This is a genomic window from Nocardia carnea (assembly GCF_029869215.1).
Classification (GTDB): Bacteria; Actinomycetota; Actinomycetes; order Mycobacteriales; family Mycobacteriaceae; genus Nocardia; species Nocardia carnea_B.
Map to the genome: position 1 here is coordinate 1 of NZ_JARWPM010000460.1, position 19,965 is coordinate 19,965.

Sequence of the window (19,965 nt, forward strand, 5' to 3'; positions counted from 1 at the left end):
TCGACTCCGGCCCGGCGGACGCCGGTGAGGACGCAACCGACACCGACACCGACACCGACACCGACACCGACACCGACACCGACACCGACACCGACACCGACACCGACACCGACACCGACACCGACACCGACGATGCCGCACGCGGCACGAACACCGGCGACCGGCCGTCCCACTCGCGCGATGCGGACGGTGGCAAGGACTCTCCGAGCACGGACTAGCATCACCCGCCTCCGCGGACCGGAACGATGCCGGTGCCCTGGTCAGCGGTATCCGGATTCACCAGCCCCCGTTACTCGGCGGCGTCGCACCGGGCTCCGGCCGATACCGAACCGGAGTCCACTTCCGGCCGGGAGTAGCCTGAGGAAACGCCGATCGCACCTCAGCAGCGGTCATCCGCGGCCGGGCGATACGACGTAGTCGCATATTCCAGCCCCGCGACCAGACCGAGGACACTCATGCCAGCGCTTCGTTCCCGCACGACCACCATCGGCCGCAATGCCGCCGGCGCCCGCGCCCTGTGGCGCGCCACCGGTATGACCGATTCCGATTTCGGTAAGCCGATCGTCGCGATCGCCAACTCCTACACCCAGTTCGTGCCCGGGCACGTACACCTCAAGGATGTCGGCGAAATCGTGGCGGCCGCGGTCCGGGAAGCGGGCGGGGTACCGCGCGAATTCCACACCATCGCCGTCGATGACGGGATCGCGATGGGTCACGGCGGCATGCTCTATTCGCTGCCCAGCCGCGAGATCATCGCCGACTCCGTGGAATACATGGTGAACGCGCATACGGCCGACGCCCTGGTGTGCATCTCCAACTGCGACAAGATCACCCCGGGCATGCTGAACGCCGCGATGCGGCTCAACATCCCCACCGTGTTCGTCTCCGGCGGCCCGATGGAAGCCGGTAAGGCCGTGGTGGTGAACGGGGTGGCGCAGGCGCCGATGAACCTCGTCACCGCCATCTCGGCCAGCGCGAGCAGCGAAGTATCCGACGAAGGGCTCACAGAGGTCGAGCGCAGCGCTTGCCCGACCTGCGGTTCCTGCTCCGGCATGTTCACCGCCAATTCGATGAACTGTCTCACCGAGGCACTGGGCCTGGCCTTGCCGGGTAACGGGTCCACCCTGGCCACGCATGCGGCCCGCCGGGCGCTGTTCGAACGGGCCGGGAAGGTCGTGATGGATATCGCGACCCGCTGGTATCGCGACGACGACGCCTCCGTGCTGCCGCGCAATGTGGCCGGCGACAAGGCCTTCCGCAATGCGATGGCCCTGGATGTGGCGATGGGCGGGTCCACCAACACCGTCCTGCACATCCTGGCGGCCGCGCACGAAGGCGAGATCGATTTCGGCCTGCACACCATCGAGGAGATCAGCCGGAAGGTGCCCACGCTGTCGAAGGTGGCGCCGAACTCCGACTATCACATGGAGGATGTGCACCGCGCCGGTGGTATCCCGGCGATCCTTGGTGAACTGCGCCGCGCCGGCCTGCTGGAAACCGAGGTCACCACGGTGCATTCGCCGAGCGTCGACGAATGGCTCGACACCTGGGATATCCGCTCGGGTAAGGCGTCCGAGGAAGCACTGGAACTCTTCCACGCCGCCCCCGGTGGAGTGCGCACCACCGAACCGTTCTCCACCGAGAACCGCTGGTCCTCGCTGGACACCGACGCCGCCGGCGGCTGTATCCGCGATATCGCGCACGCCTACACCGCCGAAGGCGGGCTGGTGGTGCTGCGCGGCAACCTCGCCGTGGACGGCGCGGTGCTCAAAACCGCCGGGATCGACGAGGAACTGTTCACCTTCGAGGGCCCGGCCGTGGTGGTCGAATCCCAGGAGGAAGCCGTGTCGGCGATCCTCGGGAAGAAGATCCGGCCCGGCGATGTGGTGGTCGTGCGGTACGAGGGCCCGGCCGGAGGTCCCGGTATGCAGGAGATGCTGCACCCGACCGCGTTCCTCAAGGGCGCAGGCCTGGGCAAGGTGTGCGCGCTGATCACCGACGGCCGGTTCTCCGGCGGTACCTCGGGCCTGTCGATCGGGCATATCTCGCCCGAGGCGGCCAGCGGCGGCACCATCGGCCTGGTGGAGAACGGTGACCGGATCCGTATCGACGTCGCCACCCGCACCCTAGAGGTGCTGCTCGACGACGCGGTACTGGCCGAACGCCGCGCGAAGATGGAAGCCCGCGAGCGCCCCTGGCAGCCGGTGAACCGGGACCGTCCGGTCACCACCGCCTTGCGGGCCTACGCCGCGATGGCCACTTCCGCCGACAAGGGTGCGGTCCGGCACGTGCCCTGAAGCCGGTAGGTCAGCGCCGTTGATTTTGGAGCCGCTCCACGCTCGGATGCCGGCAGCACATCAGCGGCGCTCTCGGGAGTAGACCCTCCGCGAAGGGGCGGGCTGTATTTTTGGAGCCGCTCCGCGGCTCGAGGGCGGGGCCCTATTAACCCGGTTCTTCACTCCCGCCGGTCGGTCGCTGCGCTCCCTCCCTCTGGTCGCTCCAGAACCGGGCGGGCCCCACCCTTGAACCAGTCGTAGGAGGTTCCGGTGCGGGACTAATCGAAGGGGCCGATACCGGTGAGTGGGTTGCCGTCCTGGAGGTACCAGTAGGTGAAGATGGCGGCGGCGAACGCGAGGACCAGGACCACGAAGGAACCCGCGCCGGGGCGGGTGGCCCAGCTGCGGCCACGATCCAGGGCCCAGCGGCCGGGGCCGGTGAACAGGAGGGCGATGGTGGCGCCGGCGAGGATGGTGTCCATTTCGACCGCGCCCGGCCCCTGGTGATACTGGAAATCCGGGTGCATACCCTGCTTGAACATCCAGGCGTCGAGGATCACCGCGAGCACCGCACCGGCGGCCAACGGTGTCGCCAAGCCCAGGATCAGCAGGATTCCGCCGCCCACCTCGCCCGCGGTGACCAATGCGGTGGCGACGGACGGGTGATCCCATCCGCCCTGCTCCATCGACTGCTTGGTGCCGTCGAGGCCCGGGCCGTCGAACCAGCCCGCCAGTTTCTGCAGGCCGTGATACAGGAAGGTGCCACCGACGACGAGGCGCAGGAGGAACAGGCCGAAATCGAGGGTGCCGCGCCGGCCGTCCCCGTTGCGGCGGCGCAGCGCACCGCTGGGCTGGGTGCCCGCCGGCGGGATGCTCGCATAGGAATAGGTCTTGTCGTCGGCGCCGACGGGCCCGTCCGGGCCGGGGGTGTCGGCGGGTTTGTCACCCGGAGCAACAGAAGCCATTGCCGGTATCTCCTTGGTCATGGCCACCTTGGGGAACTGGCCGGTAGGGGAATCGTAGGGGCTGCCGACCCCGCCCGCCGTCGTCGAAACCGCGCGCTGTCCGCCGGTGGACGGATTCCCGGGCCGCCCGGATTGCGACGGCCCGTTTCTCGCCTTGGCACTCACCCTTCAACAGTAGGCCGACAACAGGCTCCGCACACTCCCGGAACCACGGCGTGTCCGCGCCACCCGGGCCCGGCGTCGCACCCCTGTGGGGGTACGCGCGCGGACATTTCCACTACGTTGGGACGTTATGAGGTCGGTTGGCGCGCGGCGCGTGACGGTGGGGCTGGTTTGCGGGGTATTGCTGCTCAGTGGATGCGCGCGATTCGACGATTCCGCGTCCAGTCCGTTCACCGATGAACCCACGCCCGAGGCCGCGGAACTCGAACCGACCAAGCCCAAGGGGCCGGAATCGTCGACCACCCGGCCCAGCGGCCCGTGTATCGACCCCGACCCGGCGGTGGTGGTGAGCTGCCTGGACACCACGGGCGGGCTGATCGAACTGGGCGGATACGCGCTCGTCGCGGAACGCCGTACCGGGCGGATCCTGAAGGTGACGCCGGAGCAGCCGCCGGTGGAGGTCGCCCGCGTGGATGTCGACCCGGCCGGCGACGGCGGGCTGAGCGATATCGCGGTCGCACCGACCTACGGCGAGGACGGGCTGATCTACGCCTACGTCACCACCGCAAGCGACAACCGGGTGGTCCGGATCGCCGAAGGCGGCGATCCGAAACCCGTCTTGACCGGGATCCCGAAGGGCGCCACCGGTAATCGGGGTGCGATCGACTGGGTGTCGGATGATCAGATGCTCGTGCTCACCGGAGATTCCGGCGATCCCGCGGCGGCGGCGAATCCCAGCAGTAGGGCCGGGAAACTGCTGCGGGTGAACAACCCGACGGCGAACGGCAACTCGCCCACCGAGGTCGCTGTCTCGGGTATCGGCTCGGCCGGCGATATCTGCCTCGGCGGTGACCAGATCTGGATCACCGACCGCACCCCCGCGCTGGACCGGCTGCAGCGCATCGCCCCCGACGGCACCGTGAGCACGGCGTGGACCTGGCCGGACCGGCCGGGGGTCGCCGGATGCGCCGTCACCGCGGAGGGGGTGGCGATCGCCCTCACCGAGGCGAAAGCGCTCGCCATGGCCGAACCCGATCCGACGACGTTCGCCGTAACGGCACCGCCGAGCGTCTTCCTCGCGAACAAGTACGGTCGTATGCTCGGCGCCACCGCCGCCATGGACGGCATGATCTGGGTTTCCACGGCGAACAAATCCGAGGGCGGCCAGCCCACCCCCAACGACGACCGGGTGGTGCGGATCCCGCCGCCGTCGTCGGCCAGCGGCGGCGGGCCGGATTAGCCCCCCGGTCCCCCGATGGACCGGCGCCGACGCCTGCTCCGGCAGGGACACGGCTCCGGTCTGCGCGCGCTGGGTACGCGCTGCCCGGACCGCTGCGGCGGGAGGGGGCGTCGCCGGGTGCACGGTTGGCGACGTTCACCGTCGGGATCTGTCTCGACCTACCGTCTCCGGGACAGTCCGGGGCGTCAGGACCGGGTGAGCAGGTCCGCGGGGGTTTCCCACGCCGTCAGCACGACCTTGCCGCGCACATGCCCGGATTCGCTGAGCCGGTGTGCCTCGGCGACCTCGGCCAGTGACATCACCCGGTCGATTCGCACCCGCAGCCGCCCGGTCGCGACCAGCGCGGTGATCTCCCGCAACTGTGCACCCGAGGGCTGGACGTAGAACCGGTCGTAGCGGGGATCGCCGGCCGCGTCGTTGCCTTGGGCGTCGATGAGGCGCCCGCCGGGTTTCAGCACTCGGCCGGAGCGCGAACCGTAGTCGCCGCCGACCAGATCGAGCACGACATCGACAAGTTCCAGCGCGGTACCGAAATCCGTGGTGGTGTAGTCGATCACCTCATCTGCCCCGAGCTCGCGGAGGTATCCGTGGTTGGCGGCGCGGGCCGTGCCGATCACATAGGCGGCACGGCTTTTCGCGATCTGAACCGCCAGATGCCCGACACCGCCGGCGGCGGCGTGGATCAGCACGCGGTCGCCGGGACCGACGCCGGACAAGGCCTGCCAGGCGGTGAGTGCGGCGGTGGGCAGCGCCGCGGCGTGCACATGATCCAGGTGTTCCGGTTTCGGGGCGAGTGCGGTCACCGGCGCGACGACGTATTCGGCGTTCGCGCCCATTGCCATACCGAATACCGCGTCACCCGGCCGGAATTCACACACTCCGTCGCCGATCTCCGTCACCACACCGGAGACGTCGAGCCCGAGCGTGAACGGTGGCGGCCCGAGCCGGTCCACGATTCCGCGGCGCGCTTTCCAGTCCGCCGCGTTGATCGAGGTCGCGACCACGCGGATCAGTACTTCACCGGCCCCGGGCCGCGGCGTATCCACCTCCACGACCTGCAGAACGTCCGGACCGCCCACGATTTGCTGACTGATCGCTTTCACGATTCCTATTCTTTCGCCGCGTAGTATCCACAGGAAAGAAGACACTTTTCTGATCCCGAGGTACCCGATGGATACTGCCTCTGACCTGGCGAGTTCCCCGAACCCGGTGCAGAGCTATCTGGAGCGCTGCCCCGCACGCGATGTACTCGACGTGCTCGCGGACAAATGGGTGCTTCTGGTCCTCGGCACGCTGCGGGCAGCGGCGGGCCCGGTACGTTTCAACGAGCTGCGCCGCCGCCTCGACGGCATCACCCAGAAGATGCTCACCCGGACGCTGCGTAACCTCGAACGCGACGGCCTCGTCCGCCGCGCGGTCTACCCCACAGTGCCGCCGCGCGTCGAATACTCGCTGACCGAATTGGGCGCGGATCTGGGCCATCTCACCCACGCCATGGGCGAATGGGCGTTGCGCCACTACGACGAGGTCCGCACCGCCCGCACCGAATTCGACAATCGCCCGGCCCCGGGGCCCCTTACGCACTGAACCCGGACCGCCGCCGTAGTTCCGCCGGCACGGCCGGGCACAACTGTTCGCACGGTCGCGCACGACCTCATCGGGCGGTGGTGTAGCCGAGCACCCCGGCGGCGCCGAGATCCCGGAGATATCCGTGGTGGACGCGCGCAGGTGAGGTCTGGGCGGTTCAACGATCTGCAGTCACGCAGGCTTTCGTGGGAAACCGGCCGACGCCGAGGCCGGCACAAGGAAAAGCTGCGGAACGTCGACTACCGTGCCGTCATTTAGCGGCTCAATACATCCTATGTATACAGATCCCGGCTACACCTGCCAACTGAATCTTGGACCGAGCACCCAGGGTGAGCTGCGATACATCAAGACTTCCCAGCAATGAGAAGATCGGGGCTTTGGCTACCTCTCTGTGCCGCATTTATCGTACCGCTATACAGCGGCGCATTAATTAACGGAAGGCAGGACGCGTCGCATCCCAAAGCACCGCGTGCAGGTTCATCCGAATACCGCGCGCTTCCCGGTGCCGAACGTATCCGGCTCATCGGAAGGTCGCCATGTCCACGATCCCCGCAAGTACAACCGCCGAAGTCGAAGACCCGACTCCGCAGCACAGTCCACCCATCGCCGAGACGAGCGCCGCGGCCGCTCCCACCGGCCCGAAGAAGCGTTTCGACACCTCCCGGCTGGGCAATCCGCGCACGATCCTCGGGGTGGTCGCGCTGGCGATCGGCTTGACCGTGCTCGGATTCCTCTCTCCCGGAAGGATTCCCGGCGAGGGCGAGCATGTGGGCGTGTTCAGCCTGCTGCCCGCGGTGGTCACCCTGGTGGTGGTCTTCGCCACGAAGAACGTGGTGGCCGCACTGTTCCTGGGTGTCATCACGGGCGGCGTCGTCAGCGCGCAGTACAACGTCGTCGACGGTTTCATGCTGCCGTCGCTGGGCACCGTCTCCTTCGCCACGATCCTGCTGGTCTACCTGTGGGCGCTCGGCGGGCTCATCGGCCTGTGGACCCGCACCGGTGGGGCTCAGGCGTTCGCGGAGCTGGCGGGGCGCACCCTGGTCCGCGGACCGGTCAGCGCCCGGATCTTCGGCTGGCTGGTGGGCGTGCTGTTCCACCAGGGCGGCACGATTTCGACGATCCTCGCCGGCACCACCGTGCGGCCGCTCACCGATAAGCACAAGGTCTCGAAGGAAGAGCTGACCTACATCGTCGACTCCACCGCTTCCCCGGTCGCGACGGTCCTTCCGTTCAACGCCTGGCCGCTGTACGTCGCGGGCCTGGTCGTCGGCACCACACCGCTGTTCCTCACCGAGGACGATGGTGTCGCGTTCTTCATCAGCTCGATCCCGTTCAACTTCTACGCGATCTTCGCGCTCCTGGCGACACTGCTTTTCGCCTGGGGGAAGCTGCCCTGGGTGGGCGGTGCCATGCGGAAGGCGATGCACCGGGCGCGCACCACGGGCCAGCTGAACGCGCCGACCGCGAAGCCGATCACCTCCGAAGAGCTGGTCACCATGAAGCTGCCCGAGGACTACAAGCCCGGCGTGATCGATTTCGCCTTGCCCATGGGCGTCCTGCTCGCGGTCGTGATCGGCTCCTACATCCTGACCGGTGACGTGCTGATCGCGCAGGGCTTCGGCCTCGCGGTGGTCGTGGCGATCGTCCTCGCACTGGTCAAGGGGCTCTCGCTCACCGACGCCATCGACGGTTTCGTCGACGGTTGCAAGGGTGTGACTGTTGGTGCGCTGGTCCTGGCGCTGGCCGTCACGCTCGGCTTCGTGTCCAAGCAGCTCGGTACCGCGAACTACATTGTCGAGACCACGTCGGATCTGGTGGTGGGCCCGCTGTTGCCCGCCATCCTGATGGCCATCTGCATGGCGGTGGCGTTCTCGATCGGCTCGTCCTGGGGCACCTTCGCGGTCGTCTTCCCGATCGCGATGCCGCTGGCCTACTCTATCGACCCCAGCCCGACGTTCATGCACCTGTGCTTCGGGGCCGTCGTCGGCGGCGCGGTCTTCGGCGACCAGTGCTCACCGATCTCCGATACGACGATCATGTCCGCCCTGGCGTGCGGCGGCGATGTCATGGACCATGTGAAAACCCAGCTGCCGCTCGCGATGGGCGCGGCCGGGCTGGCCGCCTTCACCTCCACCGGCATCGCTTTCGCCGTGCTGTGACGGCTCTACCACACAACTGAACAGCGGCAGCACCCGCACCGGCCGCCCGCGACGTCGACCAGACGCCACGGGCGGCCGGAGTCGGTTCGGCGGCCGATCACCGAGCCTTGCGATCCCGCGTCAGCTCGCGCACGCCGCCAAGACGAGTTCGCGGACGCGGGCGGCATCGGCCTGGCCGCGGGTGGCCTTCATGACATCGCCGACGATCTTGCCGGCGGCCTGGACCTTGCCGGAACGGATCTTGTCGGCGATATCGGGGTTGGCGGCCAGCGCCTTGTCCACCTCGGCCTGCAGGGCGCTGTCGTCGCTGACCATGCCCAGGCCCTTGCTCTCGACGATCGCACCTGGCTCGCCTTCACCCTCGAGCACCAGGTCGACGACCTGCTTGGCGACCTTGTTGTTCACGGTTTTCGCCTCGACCAGGGCGATCACCTCGGCCACCTGCGCGGGCGTGATCGGCAGATCTTCGAGCGCGACACCGCGTTCGTTGGCCTTCTCGGTGAGGTAGGCGACCCACCAGGAGCGGGCCTCCTTCGCGGGGGCACCCGCGTCGACGGTGGCGATGATGAGGTCCAGCGCGCCGGCGTTCACCAGATCGCGCATGACCTCGTCGGAAACACCCCAGTCCGATTGGATGCGGGCGCGCCGCAGCCACGGGTATTCGGGGATGGTCGCGCGCAATTCCTCCACCCAGGCGGCGTCGGGGGCGACCGGTTCCAGATCGGGTTCCGGGAAGTACCGGTAGTCCTCGGCGGTCTCCTTGCGGCGGCCCGGGGAGGTGGAACCGTCGGCCTCGTGGAAGTGCCGGGTCTCCTGGATGATCTCCCCGCCGGTGGCGAGAACCGCGGCCTGACGGCGCATTTCGAACCGGACGGCGACCTCGACGCTCTTGAGCGAGTTCACATTCTTGGTTTCGGTGCGGGTACCGAACACGTCCGCACCGATCGGCATGAGCGAGACATTCGCATCGCAGCGCAGCGAACCGTGTTCCATCCGGACATCGGAGACGTTCAGCGATTTCAGCAGATCGCGCAGTGCCGTCACGTAGGCGCGCGCCACCTCGGGAGCCCGGTCACCGGCACCGGTGATGGGTTTGGTGACGATCTCGATCAACGGCACCCCGGCCCGGTTGTAGTCGAGCAGGGAGTGGCTGGCGCCGTGGATCCGGCCGGTCGCACCGCCGACGTGCACCGATTTACCGGTGTCCTCCTCCATATGCGCGCGTTCGATCTCGACCCGGAAGGTGGTGCCGTCGTCGAGCGGCACATCGAGGTAGCCCTCGGTGGCGATGGGCTCGTCGTACTGGCTGATCTGGTAGTTCTTCGGCTGGTCGGGGTAGAAATAGTTCTTGCGCGCGAACCGGCCCCACGGCGTGATCGAACAGTTCAGCGCCAGCCCGATCCGCACCGCCGATTCCACCGCCTGCTGATTCACCACCGGCAGCGAACCGGGCAGCCCGAGGCAAACCGGGCACACCTGGGTGTTGGGGTCGGCGCCGAACGTGGTGGGGCAACCGCAGAACATCTTGGTCGCGGTGTTCAGCTCGACATGGACCTCCATGCCCAGCACCGGCTCGTACCGGCTCACGACATCGGCGTAATCCATGAGTTCGACGGTGGGTGCGCTCATGGCGAACAGTCTATGCATCCAGGTGCCGCCCCCAGCGGTCACCTCAGCCGACCGGGAACCGTTCGCCCAGCCAACCCGTGACGGTATCGAGAACGACCGGGTCGATGGTGGTCTCGATCCATTCGTATTCGATCGGCAGGCCACTCTCGGCGGGCTGCATGAGATGGTTCAGCCCGTCGAACACCCGGACCGTCCCATCGGGGCCCCCGGCCAGCAAGGTACGCATGGGGTCCGCGTTCTGCTCGGCGACCACCTGAACGTCCTTCGTCCCGAAGAGCGCCAGGGCGGGCATCCGCAGCGCCGCGAGCGCCGGCGCCGGATCGTAGGACACCAAGGCGGCCATATACGGGGTGTTCTGGCTGGTGAGTGACTCGCTTGCCGCACGCAGATCGTCCGGCAGTGAACGGTTGTAGGTTTCGGCGAGCCGGGCGGCCTTCGTGAGCTGTCCGGCGCGCAGCGCCGCGGTCCAGGCCAGCAGGAACGCACGATTGGCGTCGAGCTGTTCCGGAGTCGCGCCGGCCATGGTGAACGCCCGGGTGCTCTGGTCCAGCGCGATCTCTGTGCCCGTGATCGCGGGCCCGGCCAGCAGGATCGCGAAGGCGACGTCGTTCTCGGGCCGGGCGGCGACCAGCGGGGCGAGGTATCCGCCTTCGCTGTGGCCGAGCAGGCCGATACGCGCGGGGTCCATTTCGGGGCGGCCGCGCAGATAGCCGAGGCCGGCCTCGATATCGGCGGCCAGATCGCCGTAATCGGATTGGTCCAGATTGCCGCCGGTACCGCCGACCCCGCGGTCGTCGGTGCGCAGCACCGCATATCCCGCACGCGTGAGGGTATCGGCGAGCAGCAGGAACGGGCGGTGCCCGGAAATCGTCTCGTTACGGTCGTGCGGACCGCTACCGGTGACGAGAACGACCGCGGGCACCGGGGCGGCGGTATCGGGCCGGGTGAGCGTGCCGGCGATCGTGATATTGCCGCTGGAGTACGAAACCTCTTCGGAGATGTAGGGATACGGTGGCTGCGGCTCCTGGGGGCGACCCGGGCGCGGGACAGGTTCCCGGCTCAGGGTGAGCCCGAAGGTCTGCCCGGCCTGCCGGTAATCGCCGACGATCGTGCCGGCGGGTTCGTCCAAGTGCCCGGCGAACTCCGCGTCGCCGGGCATATCGGGGACACCGAACTCCACGCGATCGGGTTCGGCCACCACATCGGACAGCGGACGGTCTTTCAGCTTGTGCACGGGGATATCGACGAGTCCGCTGTGCCGGCCGGTGAATTCGACCCCGACCAGTACCGGAGCCCCGGGGACCTCGACGGCCCCGTACCACTGACCCCCGACCCGTTCGTCCACCGCCTCGTCGGCACAACCGACGAGCATCGACACGAGCAACCACACAACTGCTACCGGCAACGCTCCCCTGCGATGGCGCATGGCCCGACTGTAGCTCCGGCAGTGCGCCTGCGGGGCAGGATCGGCGGCCTGTCGGCCTTCGGTTGGATCAACAGGGGCACGGAACGTGGGGCGGATATGGGCGTGGGTCTAGCCGAAGAAGGCGCGGGCCTCGTCGTAGCGGTCGGCGGGGACTCGTTTCAGTTGTTTGGTTGCCTCGTGCAGGGGGACCAGGCCGATCTCAGTGCCGCGCAATGCCACCATCTGGCCGAAATGGCCGGCGTGCACGGCTTCGGCGGCGTGCAGGCCGAAACGGGTCGCCAGGACGCGGTCGTACGGGGAGGGGCTGCCACCGCGCTGGACGTGACCGAGCACGGTGGTGCGGACCTCTTTGCCGATCCGGCGTTCGATCTCGACGCCGAGTTGCTGGGCGACGCCGGTGAACCGTTCGTGCCCGAATTCGTCTACGCCACCTTCGCGCAGCGTGAATCCGGAATCGGGGGCGGGATGCGAACCTTCGGCGACCACGCAGATGAAATGCTTGTCGCCGCGCTGGAAGCGGCGTTTGATGAGCGCGCAGACCTCGGTGACGTCGAACGGCTGCTCCGGGACCAGGGTCAGGTGCGCACCCGCCGCCATTCCGGCGTGTACCGCGATCCAGCCCGCATGCCGGCCCATCACCTCGACCAGCATCACCCGCTGATGCGATTCCGCGGTGGTGTGCAGGCGGTCGATGGCCTCGGTGGCGATGGACAGGGCGGTGTCGTGGCCGAAGGTCACATCGGTGCAGTCGATATCGTTGTCGATGGTTTTCGGCACGCCGACCACCGGCACGCCTTCCTCGGACAGCCAGCTGGCGGCGGTCAGCGTTCCTTCCCCGCCGATCGGGATGAGCGCCTCGATACCGTTGTCGTCGAGGGTCTGCCGGATCCGGCCCAGGCCCGCGCGCAGCACATCCGGGTTCGTGCGCGCGGTACCGAGCATCGTGCCGCCCTTGGCGAGCAGGCGGTCGGTGCGGTCGTCGTTCTGGATGCGGATCTTGCGGTCCTCGAGCAGCCCACGCCAGCCGTCCTCGAAGCCCACGATCGCGTCGCCGTAGCGGCCGTTCGCGGTGCGGACCACGGCCCGGATCACGGCGTTCAGTCCCGGACAGTCCCCACCGCCGGTCAGGATTCCGATGCGCATGGCGCCCATCTTGCCCGCTGCGGGCCGGCCGCGCCGCTTCGGGCCCGTGAATGTCGGGTAACGCCGGGATCAGGCCGGGCAGGAGCCGCCGGTGAATTCGCCCAGATGCTGCGAGACGAGGCCGGCCATCCGGTCGAGGAGATCCATCCCGTCGGAGAAGGTGCCCGAATCCGGTTGCGCGGCAAGGGCGACGGCAATGCTGCCACCGGCCACCGGGATCAGGCCGAACTGCCGCACCAGATAGGCCCCGTCGGGATTCGGGCCCCACCCGCCCTTGAATTCGGCGGTATCGAACACCGAACCCAGACCCCACTGCTGGCTGGCGTTCACCGAACCCATCAGGTCGATCACCCGGTCGGCACCGGGCAGGCAGGGCAGCCGGGAGGCGAACCGCACCTGATCGGCGAGCGCCCATTCGGACTGGCCGAACGCGGAGTATTCCGAGCGGCTGCGCTTCTCCTGGACCACCGTCGTGGTGTCGCCGCCCTCGCGCAGGACCGCCTGCACCGAGAGCGCGGCCTCGCGCGGGGTGCCCAGGTTCGACCACAGACTGTCGGCGGCGGTGTTGTCGGAGGCGGTGATGGCGGCCGAAGTGGCATAGCTCTGCCCGCCCGGGTTCTTACGTTCGGCGGCGACGACGAGCGGCACCTTCATCGTCGACCAGGCCGGGCCGGTGGTCCATTCACCGAGTCCCACGAAACGGTCCCCGCCCACCGGCATGATCGCCAGGCCCAGCGCGCCCTTCTCCGAACGTTCCAATTCGGCGAAATCGGCGGCCAGGGTGCCGGGAATCGTGATGAGCACTTCCCCGCCCGGCGAATCGGCCGCGACCGGGGCGATCGAGGTGGTTACCGCGGGCTCCTCGGTGGCACCGGAGCCGCAGGCGGCGGCGAACACCGTGATCGTGAGGCAGCCGAGCAGGGCGAGTAGGCGCCGGACCGTGGAGAGTTCCCGTTTCGTCTCGGTCGACACACCTGCGCCCATGATTCTTGCGATCTCCCACAATCCCACTGGTTTGCGTACCGGTCGGAAAACCGTACTCCACGGCGACCCTAGCCGGGCCGGGATCGCGCCGCGAACTCTGCGCGGCCCCCGCCTCGGGCCGCCTGCGCGGAAATGGTGCGGTCCCGGCCCGTTTCCCCCGGCCGGTCAGTACAGGTACACCACCGCGTTGTTGCCGCCGCGGCAGGTGACCACGTCGTTCGCGGCGACACATTGCAAGGTGTAGGACTGGCCGGTGACCGGGCTGGTGGCTTCGACGGACACCGGTTCACCTTCGGCGGAGACCACGCCGGGATCCAGGTACGCCTGCCGCACTGCCTCGGCGAATTCGCAGCTGGTCACCGCGGTACCGGCCGCCGACGAACCGTACGGGCCGCTGCCGGCGGATGCGGTGGTGCACGGGGTCGCGCCCGACGGCAGGTCGGCCTGGGTGGTCGTGGTCGCGGTCGTGGTGGAGCTGCGGGTCGGCGCGCTGGTGGCGGGCACGCTGCTGCGCGCGGCCGTGGTGGTGGCGCCCGAGTTGTCGGCGGCGGTCTGTGACTCGTCCCCGGAGCCCAGGAAATCGACCGCGAGCAGCACGATCAATGCGACGAGGACGAACCCACCGGCACCGGCCAGGATCGGGAAGAGCCGGGACCGCTGCCCCGCGGACTCCGGCGCCGGCTCCCGGCCCGCGTTCGCCAGATAGCTGTCGCGGTAGCCGGCTTCGTAGGCCGCGGCGTAGGGATCCGGCGCCGGGGCCGCGGGCTCGGGCCCGGCGCCGCCGTAACCGAACAAGCCGCTGGGCCCGGGCGCGACGGGGCCCGGCGGCGGGGGTTCGTGGTGCTCGTCCCGCCTTTCGGCTGTCCACCAATCGCCGGTGGCGTTACGGGAATCACCGGCCGGGGAGTAGCCGGGAGCGTCCGGGTGGTACCCGTATTCGTCCGAACGGTGGCCGGGCCCACCCGGCACGGCTTCGTTCAGCCGGGTGGTCTCGTCGGGGCCGTAGGCGGACTCGTAACCGGATTCCGCACCCGTCCTGTAGCGATCGTCGTCCTCCGCGAAACCGCGGACTCCGGGCGAATAGTCGTTGCCGCCCGCCGCGTAGCCGCCGGGTTCCGGCGAGTAACCGGTGCCGCCCGCCGCGTAGGGACCGGGTTCCGGCGAGTAATCGTTGTCGCGCGCCGGGTAGCCGTGTTCCCCCGACACGTAGGCGCGATCCCCTCGGCGGTAATCGAGTTCCGCCGATGTATAGGCGCGGTCGTCCGGCCGATAGGCGTGTTCCCCCGACGGGTACGCCGGTTCCCCAGGAGTGTGACCCTCATCTCCAGCGGAGCGGCCCGCCGAAGGGTAGGCGGGCGTCACCGAACCGGGCGCAGCGGGCCGGTAGGCGCGAGTGGTCGCATCGCCCGCGGGATCGGCCGGCGGGGCGGATTCGATCGGGTCGAAGACGCGGGTGGTCTCCTCGGCGGCCGGCGCGGGGACCTGGTCTCGCCCGTAGATGCGGGTCGCCTGATCGGCCGGGTAGAACTCGGCGACCGGCATACCTCCCGTCGCCGGCGCCGAATCCGGATACAAGCCGGGGTCGGCGGCCGGATGTAGCTGTTCGTGCTGGTAGAGGTGGGCGTCGGGAAAGGGGCGGATACCGGTCTTCGGGGCTTCGGGTGCGGGCTGTTCCTCGGGCGGCAGCGGGGTGAAATGGAACTCGGTCGGGCGCACCGAGGTGGGGTCGCCGGGGATGATCGCGGGCAGCGTCGCAGTGGGGTCGGGTGCGCCGTCGTCGTCGAGGTTGGGCATCCGGACCACCAGGGTCGGTATACCGCCCGTCGGCGGCGACGAGTCCACCGGCGACACCGGAGTTGCGGGGAGTTCGCCGGTATGCGGCCCCGAGGGTGCCCCGGAATGCGGCGGGCGCGGCGGGGAATTCAACGCGGTACGCGCGGCGACCGCGAGTTCGGTTGCCGTAGTGAAACGCTCGTGCGGATCCTTGGCCATACCACATGCGATCACATCGTCGAACGCGGCCGGTAACCCGGTTCGCTGAACGCTTGCCCGAGGAGGTGGTTCGGCGAGATGCGCGCGGATCAGCATGCCGATACTCGGCGCGTCGAACGGCACCGCGCCGGTGAGGCATTCGTGCAGTACGCAGGCCAGCGAGTAGATATCGGCGCGTGGGGTCACCGGGGCGCGGTCGAACCGCTCGGGCGCCATATAGGTGTAGGAACCGACCGCGACACCGGCCTTGGTCACACTGGAATCGCCTTCGTAGTGGGCGATCCCGAAATCGGCGAGATAGGCGAAATCGGCGTCGGTCACCAGGATGTTCGCCGGTTTCACATCGCGGTGCACGAGCCCGTCGGCGTGCGCGGCGTCGAGTGCGGCGGCGATCTGCTCGACCACGGTGACCGCGCGCTGCGGGCTCAGCGGGCCGCCGGACTGCAGAATCGTGCGCAGATCGGTCCCCGGTACCAGCCGCATATCGATGAACAGCCGGCCCTCGATCACCCCCCAGTCGTGGATCGGGATGATATGCGGTTCGGCCAGCCGGGCCGCGGCCTGCGATTCGCGGCGGAACCTGATCTGGTACTCCGGATCACCCACCAGATCCCCGGCGAGCAGTTTGAGTGCGACCACCCGTTCTTTGACGGTGTCGTAGGCCTCGTAGACCTCCCCCATCCCGCCCCGGCCCAGCAGGGCGCGCAGTTCGTAGGGGCCGAACCGCCTGCCGACTTCGGAACCTGGCGCCTGCACCCGACCATCCTCTCCACGTCGCGGGCGCCGTACCTTCGCCGGTCGCGCAGTCGCGCCGGATGCCCGTCAAACCTTGGATTGTCCAGGGGAAACCACACCGTGGTCAAACGCGTACACGATGGCCGCGGCCCGGTCCCGCAGTCCCAGTTTGCCGAAGATATGACCCACATGGGATTTCACGGTGACCTCCGAGATTCCCAGCGCGTGGGCTATCTCACTGTTCGCCCGGCCCCGGCCGATCAGGGCGAGCACCTCGTATTCGCGACCGGTCAGTTCGCCGCCCGGCGGCGGGGCGACCGGGGTCGCCGCGGAAGTCCGGTAGGTCGACAGCACCCGGCCGGTGACGGCCGGGTCGAGCCAGGCGCCGCCCGCGGCGACCGTACGCACCGCCCGGATCAGATCCTCGGCCGGAGAATCCTTGAGCAGGAACCCGGCCGCACCGGCACGCAACGCCCCGGACAGCAATTGGTCGTCGTCGAAGGTGGTGAGAACGAGTACCGGTGGTTCGGCCGCGCGTTCGCGCAGCATCCGGGTGGCCTCGATACCGCCCACCCGCTTCATCCGCAGATCCATGAGCACGATATCGGGACTGTGCGCTGCCACGGCGGGGAGCACCTCGTCACCGTCGGCGCATTCGCTGATCCGGAAGCCGTCGCGGCGGCGCAGAATCCGGCGCAGCCCGCCCCGCACGAGTTCCTGGTCGTCGACGATCAGCACGTCGAGAGTTTCCGGGTCTGAGTCGGCCCTGGTCATCGCTTCCTTCCCGATATCCGCCCGCGGCCCGGCCCTCACGCTGCCGGCCCCGGCGTCGACGGCGATCCGGGCAGCAGCTGCCGGCGCAACGGCGCGACACCGAACGATTTCACCAGCGGACAGTGCTCGCCGCGGACCTCGGCAGCGGACCCGTCCGCCGCTTCCGGTCGATCGTGCAGTGCGAACTCGGCGCGCACGACCCACCAGCCGGCGTCGGGCCCGATCTGGATCCGCCCGCCGAGACCTTCGGCCCGCTGCCGCATGCCCGCGACACCCGTGCCGCGCTCGGCGGGCGCGCCCGCGCCCGGCGGGAGGGTATTGCGCACCCGCACGACCACCGAACGCGCACCCACCTCCACGGCGAACTCGACCGCGGCGCCCGGGGCGTGCTTGGCGATATTGGCCAGCGATTCCTGGCAGATGCGGTAGAGCGCCAGGCCGACCGCCGCGGAAACCCGGCTCAGATCGCCGGTGCAACGCCGGCGCACGGTGAGACCGGCGTTGACGAAGTCGTCGAGCAGGGCCGGGATATCGTCGGCACCCGGTTCCGGGCCGACGGCGGCCGGCCCCGAATCCAGCAGGCCCACCGTGCGCCGGATATCGGCCATGGCCTGGCGGCCCAGCCGTTCGGCGTCGGCGAGCGCGTCCACCGCCTCCTCCACATCGCTGTCGGTGGTGAGGGCGTGGCGGGCGGCGGTGACGTGCAACAGGGTCACGGTGAGCGAATGGGCGATGACATCGTGCACTTCGCGGGCGATGCGGTTGCGTTCGGCGGCCGCGGCCTGCGCGGCCCGGACGTTCTGGTTCTCCCGTTCCTGATACAGGTACAGCCGCTGATACTGCAGCATCACGCCGACCAGCCAGCCCAGCAGGATCCCGAGCGCGTACATCGGCACACCGGTACGCAGAGTGTCGTTGCCCCACAGCGCCTGGCTCAGCGCGGCGAACGCGATCAGTTCGACGGTGGCCAGCACCGCCAGCGGGATACTCACCCGTTTCGGCGCGATCGCCGCGATCTCGGCAGCGACGACCATCAGCACGAACGGCGCGAAATCCGATTCCACCGGCTGGGCGAAGAACAGCGCCGCGGCGGCCATCGTCGCCAGGCCCAGCACAAGCGGTCGCGGCACGATCCCGAACAGCACATAGACCGGGACCGAAAGGAACAGCAGCACCACCGCGAGCAACGGCAGGACAGTCGGGAAGTATTCGTGCCGCTGCAGGCAGGCGGTCAGGCCGAGCACCAGCAGTGCCAGATCGGCGAACAACACCACCTTCGGCGGGTAGTCGAACGGCAGATCGCCCAGCGAATGCCAGCCCGGCCGCAAGCGCCCGTGCGGCCACCGCGACGTGACCCGGCGCCACATACCCCCGACCCCGGTGGGCTCCCGGCTCCCGGCCGTAGCGTCCGGACCCGCGGCCGAGTCGTCCCCGGCTTCCCGCTCGGTGCCGCCCCCGGCACGCACGGCCGCCGAATCGCCCTCGGCCTCGCTCGCCGTCCCCCGCCGCGTGGGGTGATCCACGGCAGTGCCGGATGTGAGGTGGCTCTCGGGCATGTCACCAGGGTAATCAGGCGAGTGACGCCGGGCATCCACCCGTGGCCGGGCCCGGCCTCCTTCCCCGGTAGGAGATCGATTCGCGTCCGCCGGACGACGAAACGCGGGCCTCGGCTCCGTAGCGTGGAACGCGCCGGCGTCGCACCGGACCGGGCGGCGCAACCAGGCCCCGAGCGAAAGGGCACGGATCATGTCCTGGACAGAGCAGCATCTGCGCACCGAAATCCTGCGCACCGTACTCGACCGCGCGGCCCACGACCCCGCCCGCGCCGATCTCTTCGACGATATTCCTCACCTCGACCGGCTGTTCGGCGGCACGCAGGGTGTGCTCGCGGCGCTGCGCTACCGGTGGAACATCCACCTGGACGCCAAACTGGAGCAGGGCTCGGCGCAGGGCCGCACTCCGGACGAGGCATACCTCGAACTCGCGGCCGAACAGCCGGTACTCCGCGCGGTGCTCGACACCCGGGCACGGGTGCCCAACGCGGAATCACAGCGGCGCTTCGGCCCACCATCGTTCGATGTCCGCGCGCGCGGTGGTGCCCCACTTGCGGACGAACAGCAGCGAATTGCTGCGCGGTGAATCGACCCCGGACCCGAAGGTGACCAGCATATTGACGTGGAACCGGCCGCGGTCGCCGGAATCCTCCCAGAACCGCGCCGTGTAGGGCTCGCCGGCCTTGGTGCCCGTCACCGCATCGTGCGGCGGCAGGCCGTCCACCACCTCCCGGACCGCTTCGGCATCGGAATAGGTGAGGACTGTGTAATCCATCCGGGTCGGCTGTAATTGGATCTGGCGGCAATCCCAGATCGCTTCCCAGGGCCGGCTTTCCAGCACCTCCTCGAACACCGGCACACCGGGCAGCAGCGGGATCTGATCGCCGGGCCCGAAACGGGTGCACCGCGCGTTCTGATAGCCCAGCCCGTCGCTTTCGGAGCCCTGCGGGAGCAGGGCCGGGAACAGGCGGCGGGTGCGGTCGCCGGGTTCGGCGCCGGGCGAATCGCCCGGGCTCGTGGTGCCGGTTCCGGCGCCGGTGGGCTCGCGTTCCAGGGTGGAGGTCTGCGGTGCGGCCGGGACATCGCCGGAATTGCGCTCCTCGGACCCCAAAATCACCAGCACCGCTGCCACGATCAGAGCGAGCACGATCAGCGGTACCAGAATCGCCGCGGCGATCCACGGTGCCCGGCGTAGCCCGGCGGGGGGGGGCGGGGGCAACCCCCGGGGGGCCCCCCCCCCCGCCCCGCCCCGGCGGGCCGTATCGCGGGGGGGGGGCGCGCCGGGAGGTACCGGAACCTGTTGCGGGGAACCATACCCCGCGGCCGGAGCGGCGTATCCC

Annotated in this window: 14 protein-coding genes and 2 pseudogenes; 6 read left to right on the forward strand and 10 right to left on the reverse strand. The window is 69.1% G+C overall.

Annotation, left to right across the window (positions count from 1 at the left end; all coding sequences use genetic code 11):
• Together QH276_RS35215 and ilvD are read left to right on the forward strand one after the other, a co-directional pair.
• Positions 1-218: hypothetical protein (locus tag QH276_RS35215; protein ID WP_280407048.1), on the forward strand; the 218-nt coding region annotated here is incomplete at its 5' end.
• 237 nt (positions 219-455) lie between these two features.
• Positions 456-2,297 carry a dihydroxy-acid dehydratase gene (gene ilvD, locus QH276_RS35220; RefSeq protein ID WP_280401491.1) on the forward strand — a complete coding sequence of 614 codons (1,842 nt, stop codon included), beginning with the start codon at positions 456-458 and terminating at the stop codon, positions 2,295-2,297.
• Positions 2,298-2,554: 257 nt separating this feature from the next.
• On the opposite strand, the gene QH276_RS35225 is transcribed toward ilvD, so the two are convergent.
• Positions 2,555-3,406: a DoxX family protein gene (locus QH276_RS35225; RefSeq protein WP_280401490.1), complete on the reverse strand. Its 852-nt coding sequence runs from the start codon at positions 3,404-3,406 to the stop codon at positions 2,555-2,557.
• 127 nt (positions 3,407-3,533) lie between these two features.
• Between QH276_RS35225 and QH276_RS35230 the strand changes: the two genes are divergently transcribed.
• Complete coding sequence (locus tag QH276_RS35230; RefSeq protein WP_280401489.1) at positions 3,534-4,643, forward strand: PQQ-dependent sugar dehydrogenase; 1,110 nt, start codon at positions 3,534-3,536, stop codon at positions 4,641-4,643.
• 185 nt (positions 4,644-4,828) lie between these two features.
• On the opposite strand, the gene QH276_RS35235 is transcribed toward QH276_RS35230, so the two are convergent.
• A complete protein-coding gene (locus QH276_RS35235) occupies positions 4,829-5,746 on the reverse strand; it encodes an NADP-dependent oxidoreductase (protein WP_280401488.1) in 918 nt (305 codons plus the stop codon).
• A 67-nt stretch (positions 5,747-5,813) separates the two neighbouring features.
• Here QH276_RS35235 and QH276_RS35240 point away from each other — a divergent pair, with 67 nt between their 5' ends.
• Together QH276_RS35240 and QH276_RS35245 are read left to right on the forward strand one after the other, a co-directional pair.
• The gene (locus QH276_RS35240) at positions 5,814-6,230 is read left to right on the forward strand and encodes a winged helix-turn-helix transcriptional regulator (protein ID WP_280401487.1); all 417 of its coding nucleotides are present in this window, start codon (positions 5,814-5,816) and stop codon (positions 6,228-6,230) included.
• A gap of 536 nt (positions 6,231-6,766) precedes the next feature.
• Positions 6,767-8,389: a Na+/H+ antiporter NhaC family protein gene (locus tag QH276_RS35245; protein WP_280401486.1), complete on the forward strand. Its 1,623-nt coding sequence runs from the start codon at positions 6,767-6,769 to the stop codon at positions 8,387-8,389.
• 120 nt (positions 8,390-8,509) lie between these two features.
• Here QH276_RS35245 and gatB read toward each other — a convergent pair whose 3' ends face one another.
• The 7 genes and pseudogenes from gatB to QH276_RS35280 form a co-directional block, all read right to left on the reverse strand.
• The gene (gene gatB, locus QH276_RS35250; protein WP_280401485.1) at positions 8,510-10,018 is read right to left on the reverse strand and encodes an Asp-tRNA(Asn)/Glu-tRNA(Gln) amidotransferase subunit GatB; all 1,509 of its coding nucleotides are present in this window, start codon (positions 10,016-10,018) and stop codon (positions 8,510-8,512) included.
• A gap of 43 nt (positions 10,019-10,061) precedes the next feature.
• Positions 10,062-11,444, reverse strand: a complete 1,383-nt coding sequence (locus QH276_RS35255; protein ID WP_280407049.1) for an alpha/beta hydrolase family protein — start codon at positions 11,442-11,444, stop codon at positions 10,062-10,064.
• Positions 11,445-11,552: 108 nt separating this feature from the next.
• Positions 11,553-12,587, reverse strand: a complete 1,035-nt coding sequence (locus QH276_RS35260; protein ID WP_280401722.1) for an ATP-dependent 6-phosphofructokinase — start codon at positions 12,585-12,587, stop codon at positions 11,553-11,555.
• 69 nt (positions 12,588-12,656) lie between these two features.
• Positions 12,657-13,559: a hypothetical protein gene (locus QH276_RS35265; RefSeq protein WP_280401723.1), complete on the reverse strand. Its 903-nt coding sequence runs from the start codon at positions 13,557-13,559 to the stop codon at positions 12,657-12,659.
• Between the two features lie 1,926 nt (positions 13,560-15,485).
• A pseudogene (locus QH276_RS35270) lies at positions 15,486-16,319 on the reverse strand (serine/threonine-protein kinase); the annotation flags it as partial.
• Positions 16,320-16,385: 66 nt separating this feature from the next.
• Complete coding sequence (locus tag QH276_RS35275; RefSeq protein ID WP_280401724.1) at positions 16,386-17,072, reverse strand: response regulator transcription factor; 687 nt, start codon at positions 17,070-17,072, stop codon at positions 16,386-16,388.
• Positions 17,073-17,107: 35 nt separating this feature from the next.
• The gene (locus QH276_RS35280; protein ID WP_280401725.1) at positions 17,108-18,628 is read right to left on the reverse strand and encodes a sensor histidine kinase; all 1,521 of its coding nucleotides are present in this window, start codon (positions 18,626-18,628) and stop codon (positions 17,108-17,110) included.
• Between the two features lie 190 nt (positions 18,629-18,818).
• Here QH276_RS35280 and QH276_RS35285 point away from each other — a divergent pair, with 190 nt between their 5' ends.
• A complete protein-coding gene (locus tag QH276_RS35285; protein ID WP_280401726.1) occupies positions 18,819-19,211 on the forward strand; it encodes a hypothetical protein in 393 nt (130 codons plus the stop codon).
• Here the strand turns inward: QH276_RS35285 and QH276_RS35290 are convergent.
• A pseudogene (locus QH276_RS35290) lies at positions 19,119-19,965 on the reverse strand (hypothetical protein); the annotation flags it as partial. The gene QH276_RS35285 and the pseudogene QH276_RS35290 sit on opposite strands and share 93 nt — an antisense overlap.

Excerpts from the sequence above, each read along its gene's own strand:
- QH276_RS35230 (WP_280401489.1), top strand. The coding sequence starts at position 3,534 with ATGAGGTCGGTTGGCGCGCGGCGCGTGACGGTGGGGCTGGTTTGCGGG.
- QH276_RS35280 (WP_280401725.1), bottom strand. The coding sequence starts at position 18,628 with ATGCCCGAGAGCCACCTCACATCCGGCACTGCCGTGGATCACCCCACG.
- gatB (WP_280401485.1), bottom strand. The coding sequence starts at position 10,018 with ATGAGCGCACCCACCGTCGAACTCATGGATTACGCCGATGTCGTGAGC.
- QH276_RS35240 (WP_280401487.1), top strand. The coding sequence starts at position 5,814 with ATGGATACTGCCTCTGACCTGGCGAGTTCCCCGAACCCGGTGCAGAGC.
- ilvD (WP_280401491.1), top strand. The coding sequence starts at position 456 with ATGCCAGCGCTTCGTTCCCGCACGACCACCATCGGCCGCAATGCCGCC.
- QH276_RS35285 (WP_280401726.1), top strand. The coding sequence starts at position 18,819 with ATGTCCTGGACAGAGCAGCATCTGCGCACCGAAATCCTGCGCACCGTA.
- QH276_RS35260 (WP_280401722.1), bottom strand. The coding sequence starts at position 12,587 with ATGCGCATCGGAATCCTGACCGGCGGTGGGGACTGTCCGGGACTGAAC.
- QH276_RS35255 (WP_280407049.1), bottom strand. The coding sequence starts at position 11,444 with ATGCGCCATCGCAGGGGAGCGTTGCCGGTAGCAGTTGTGTGGTTGCTC.
- QH276_RS35275 (WP_280401724.1), bottom strand. The coding sequence starts at position 17,072 with ATGACCAGGGCCGACTCAGACCCGGAAACTCTCGACGTGCTGATCGTC.
- QH276_RS35245 (WP_280401486.1), top strand. The coding sequence starts at position 6,767 with ATGTCCACGATCCCCGCAAGTACAACCGCCGAAGTCGAAGACCCGACT.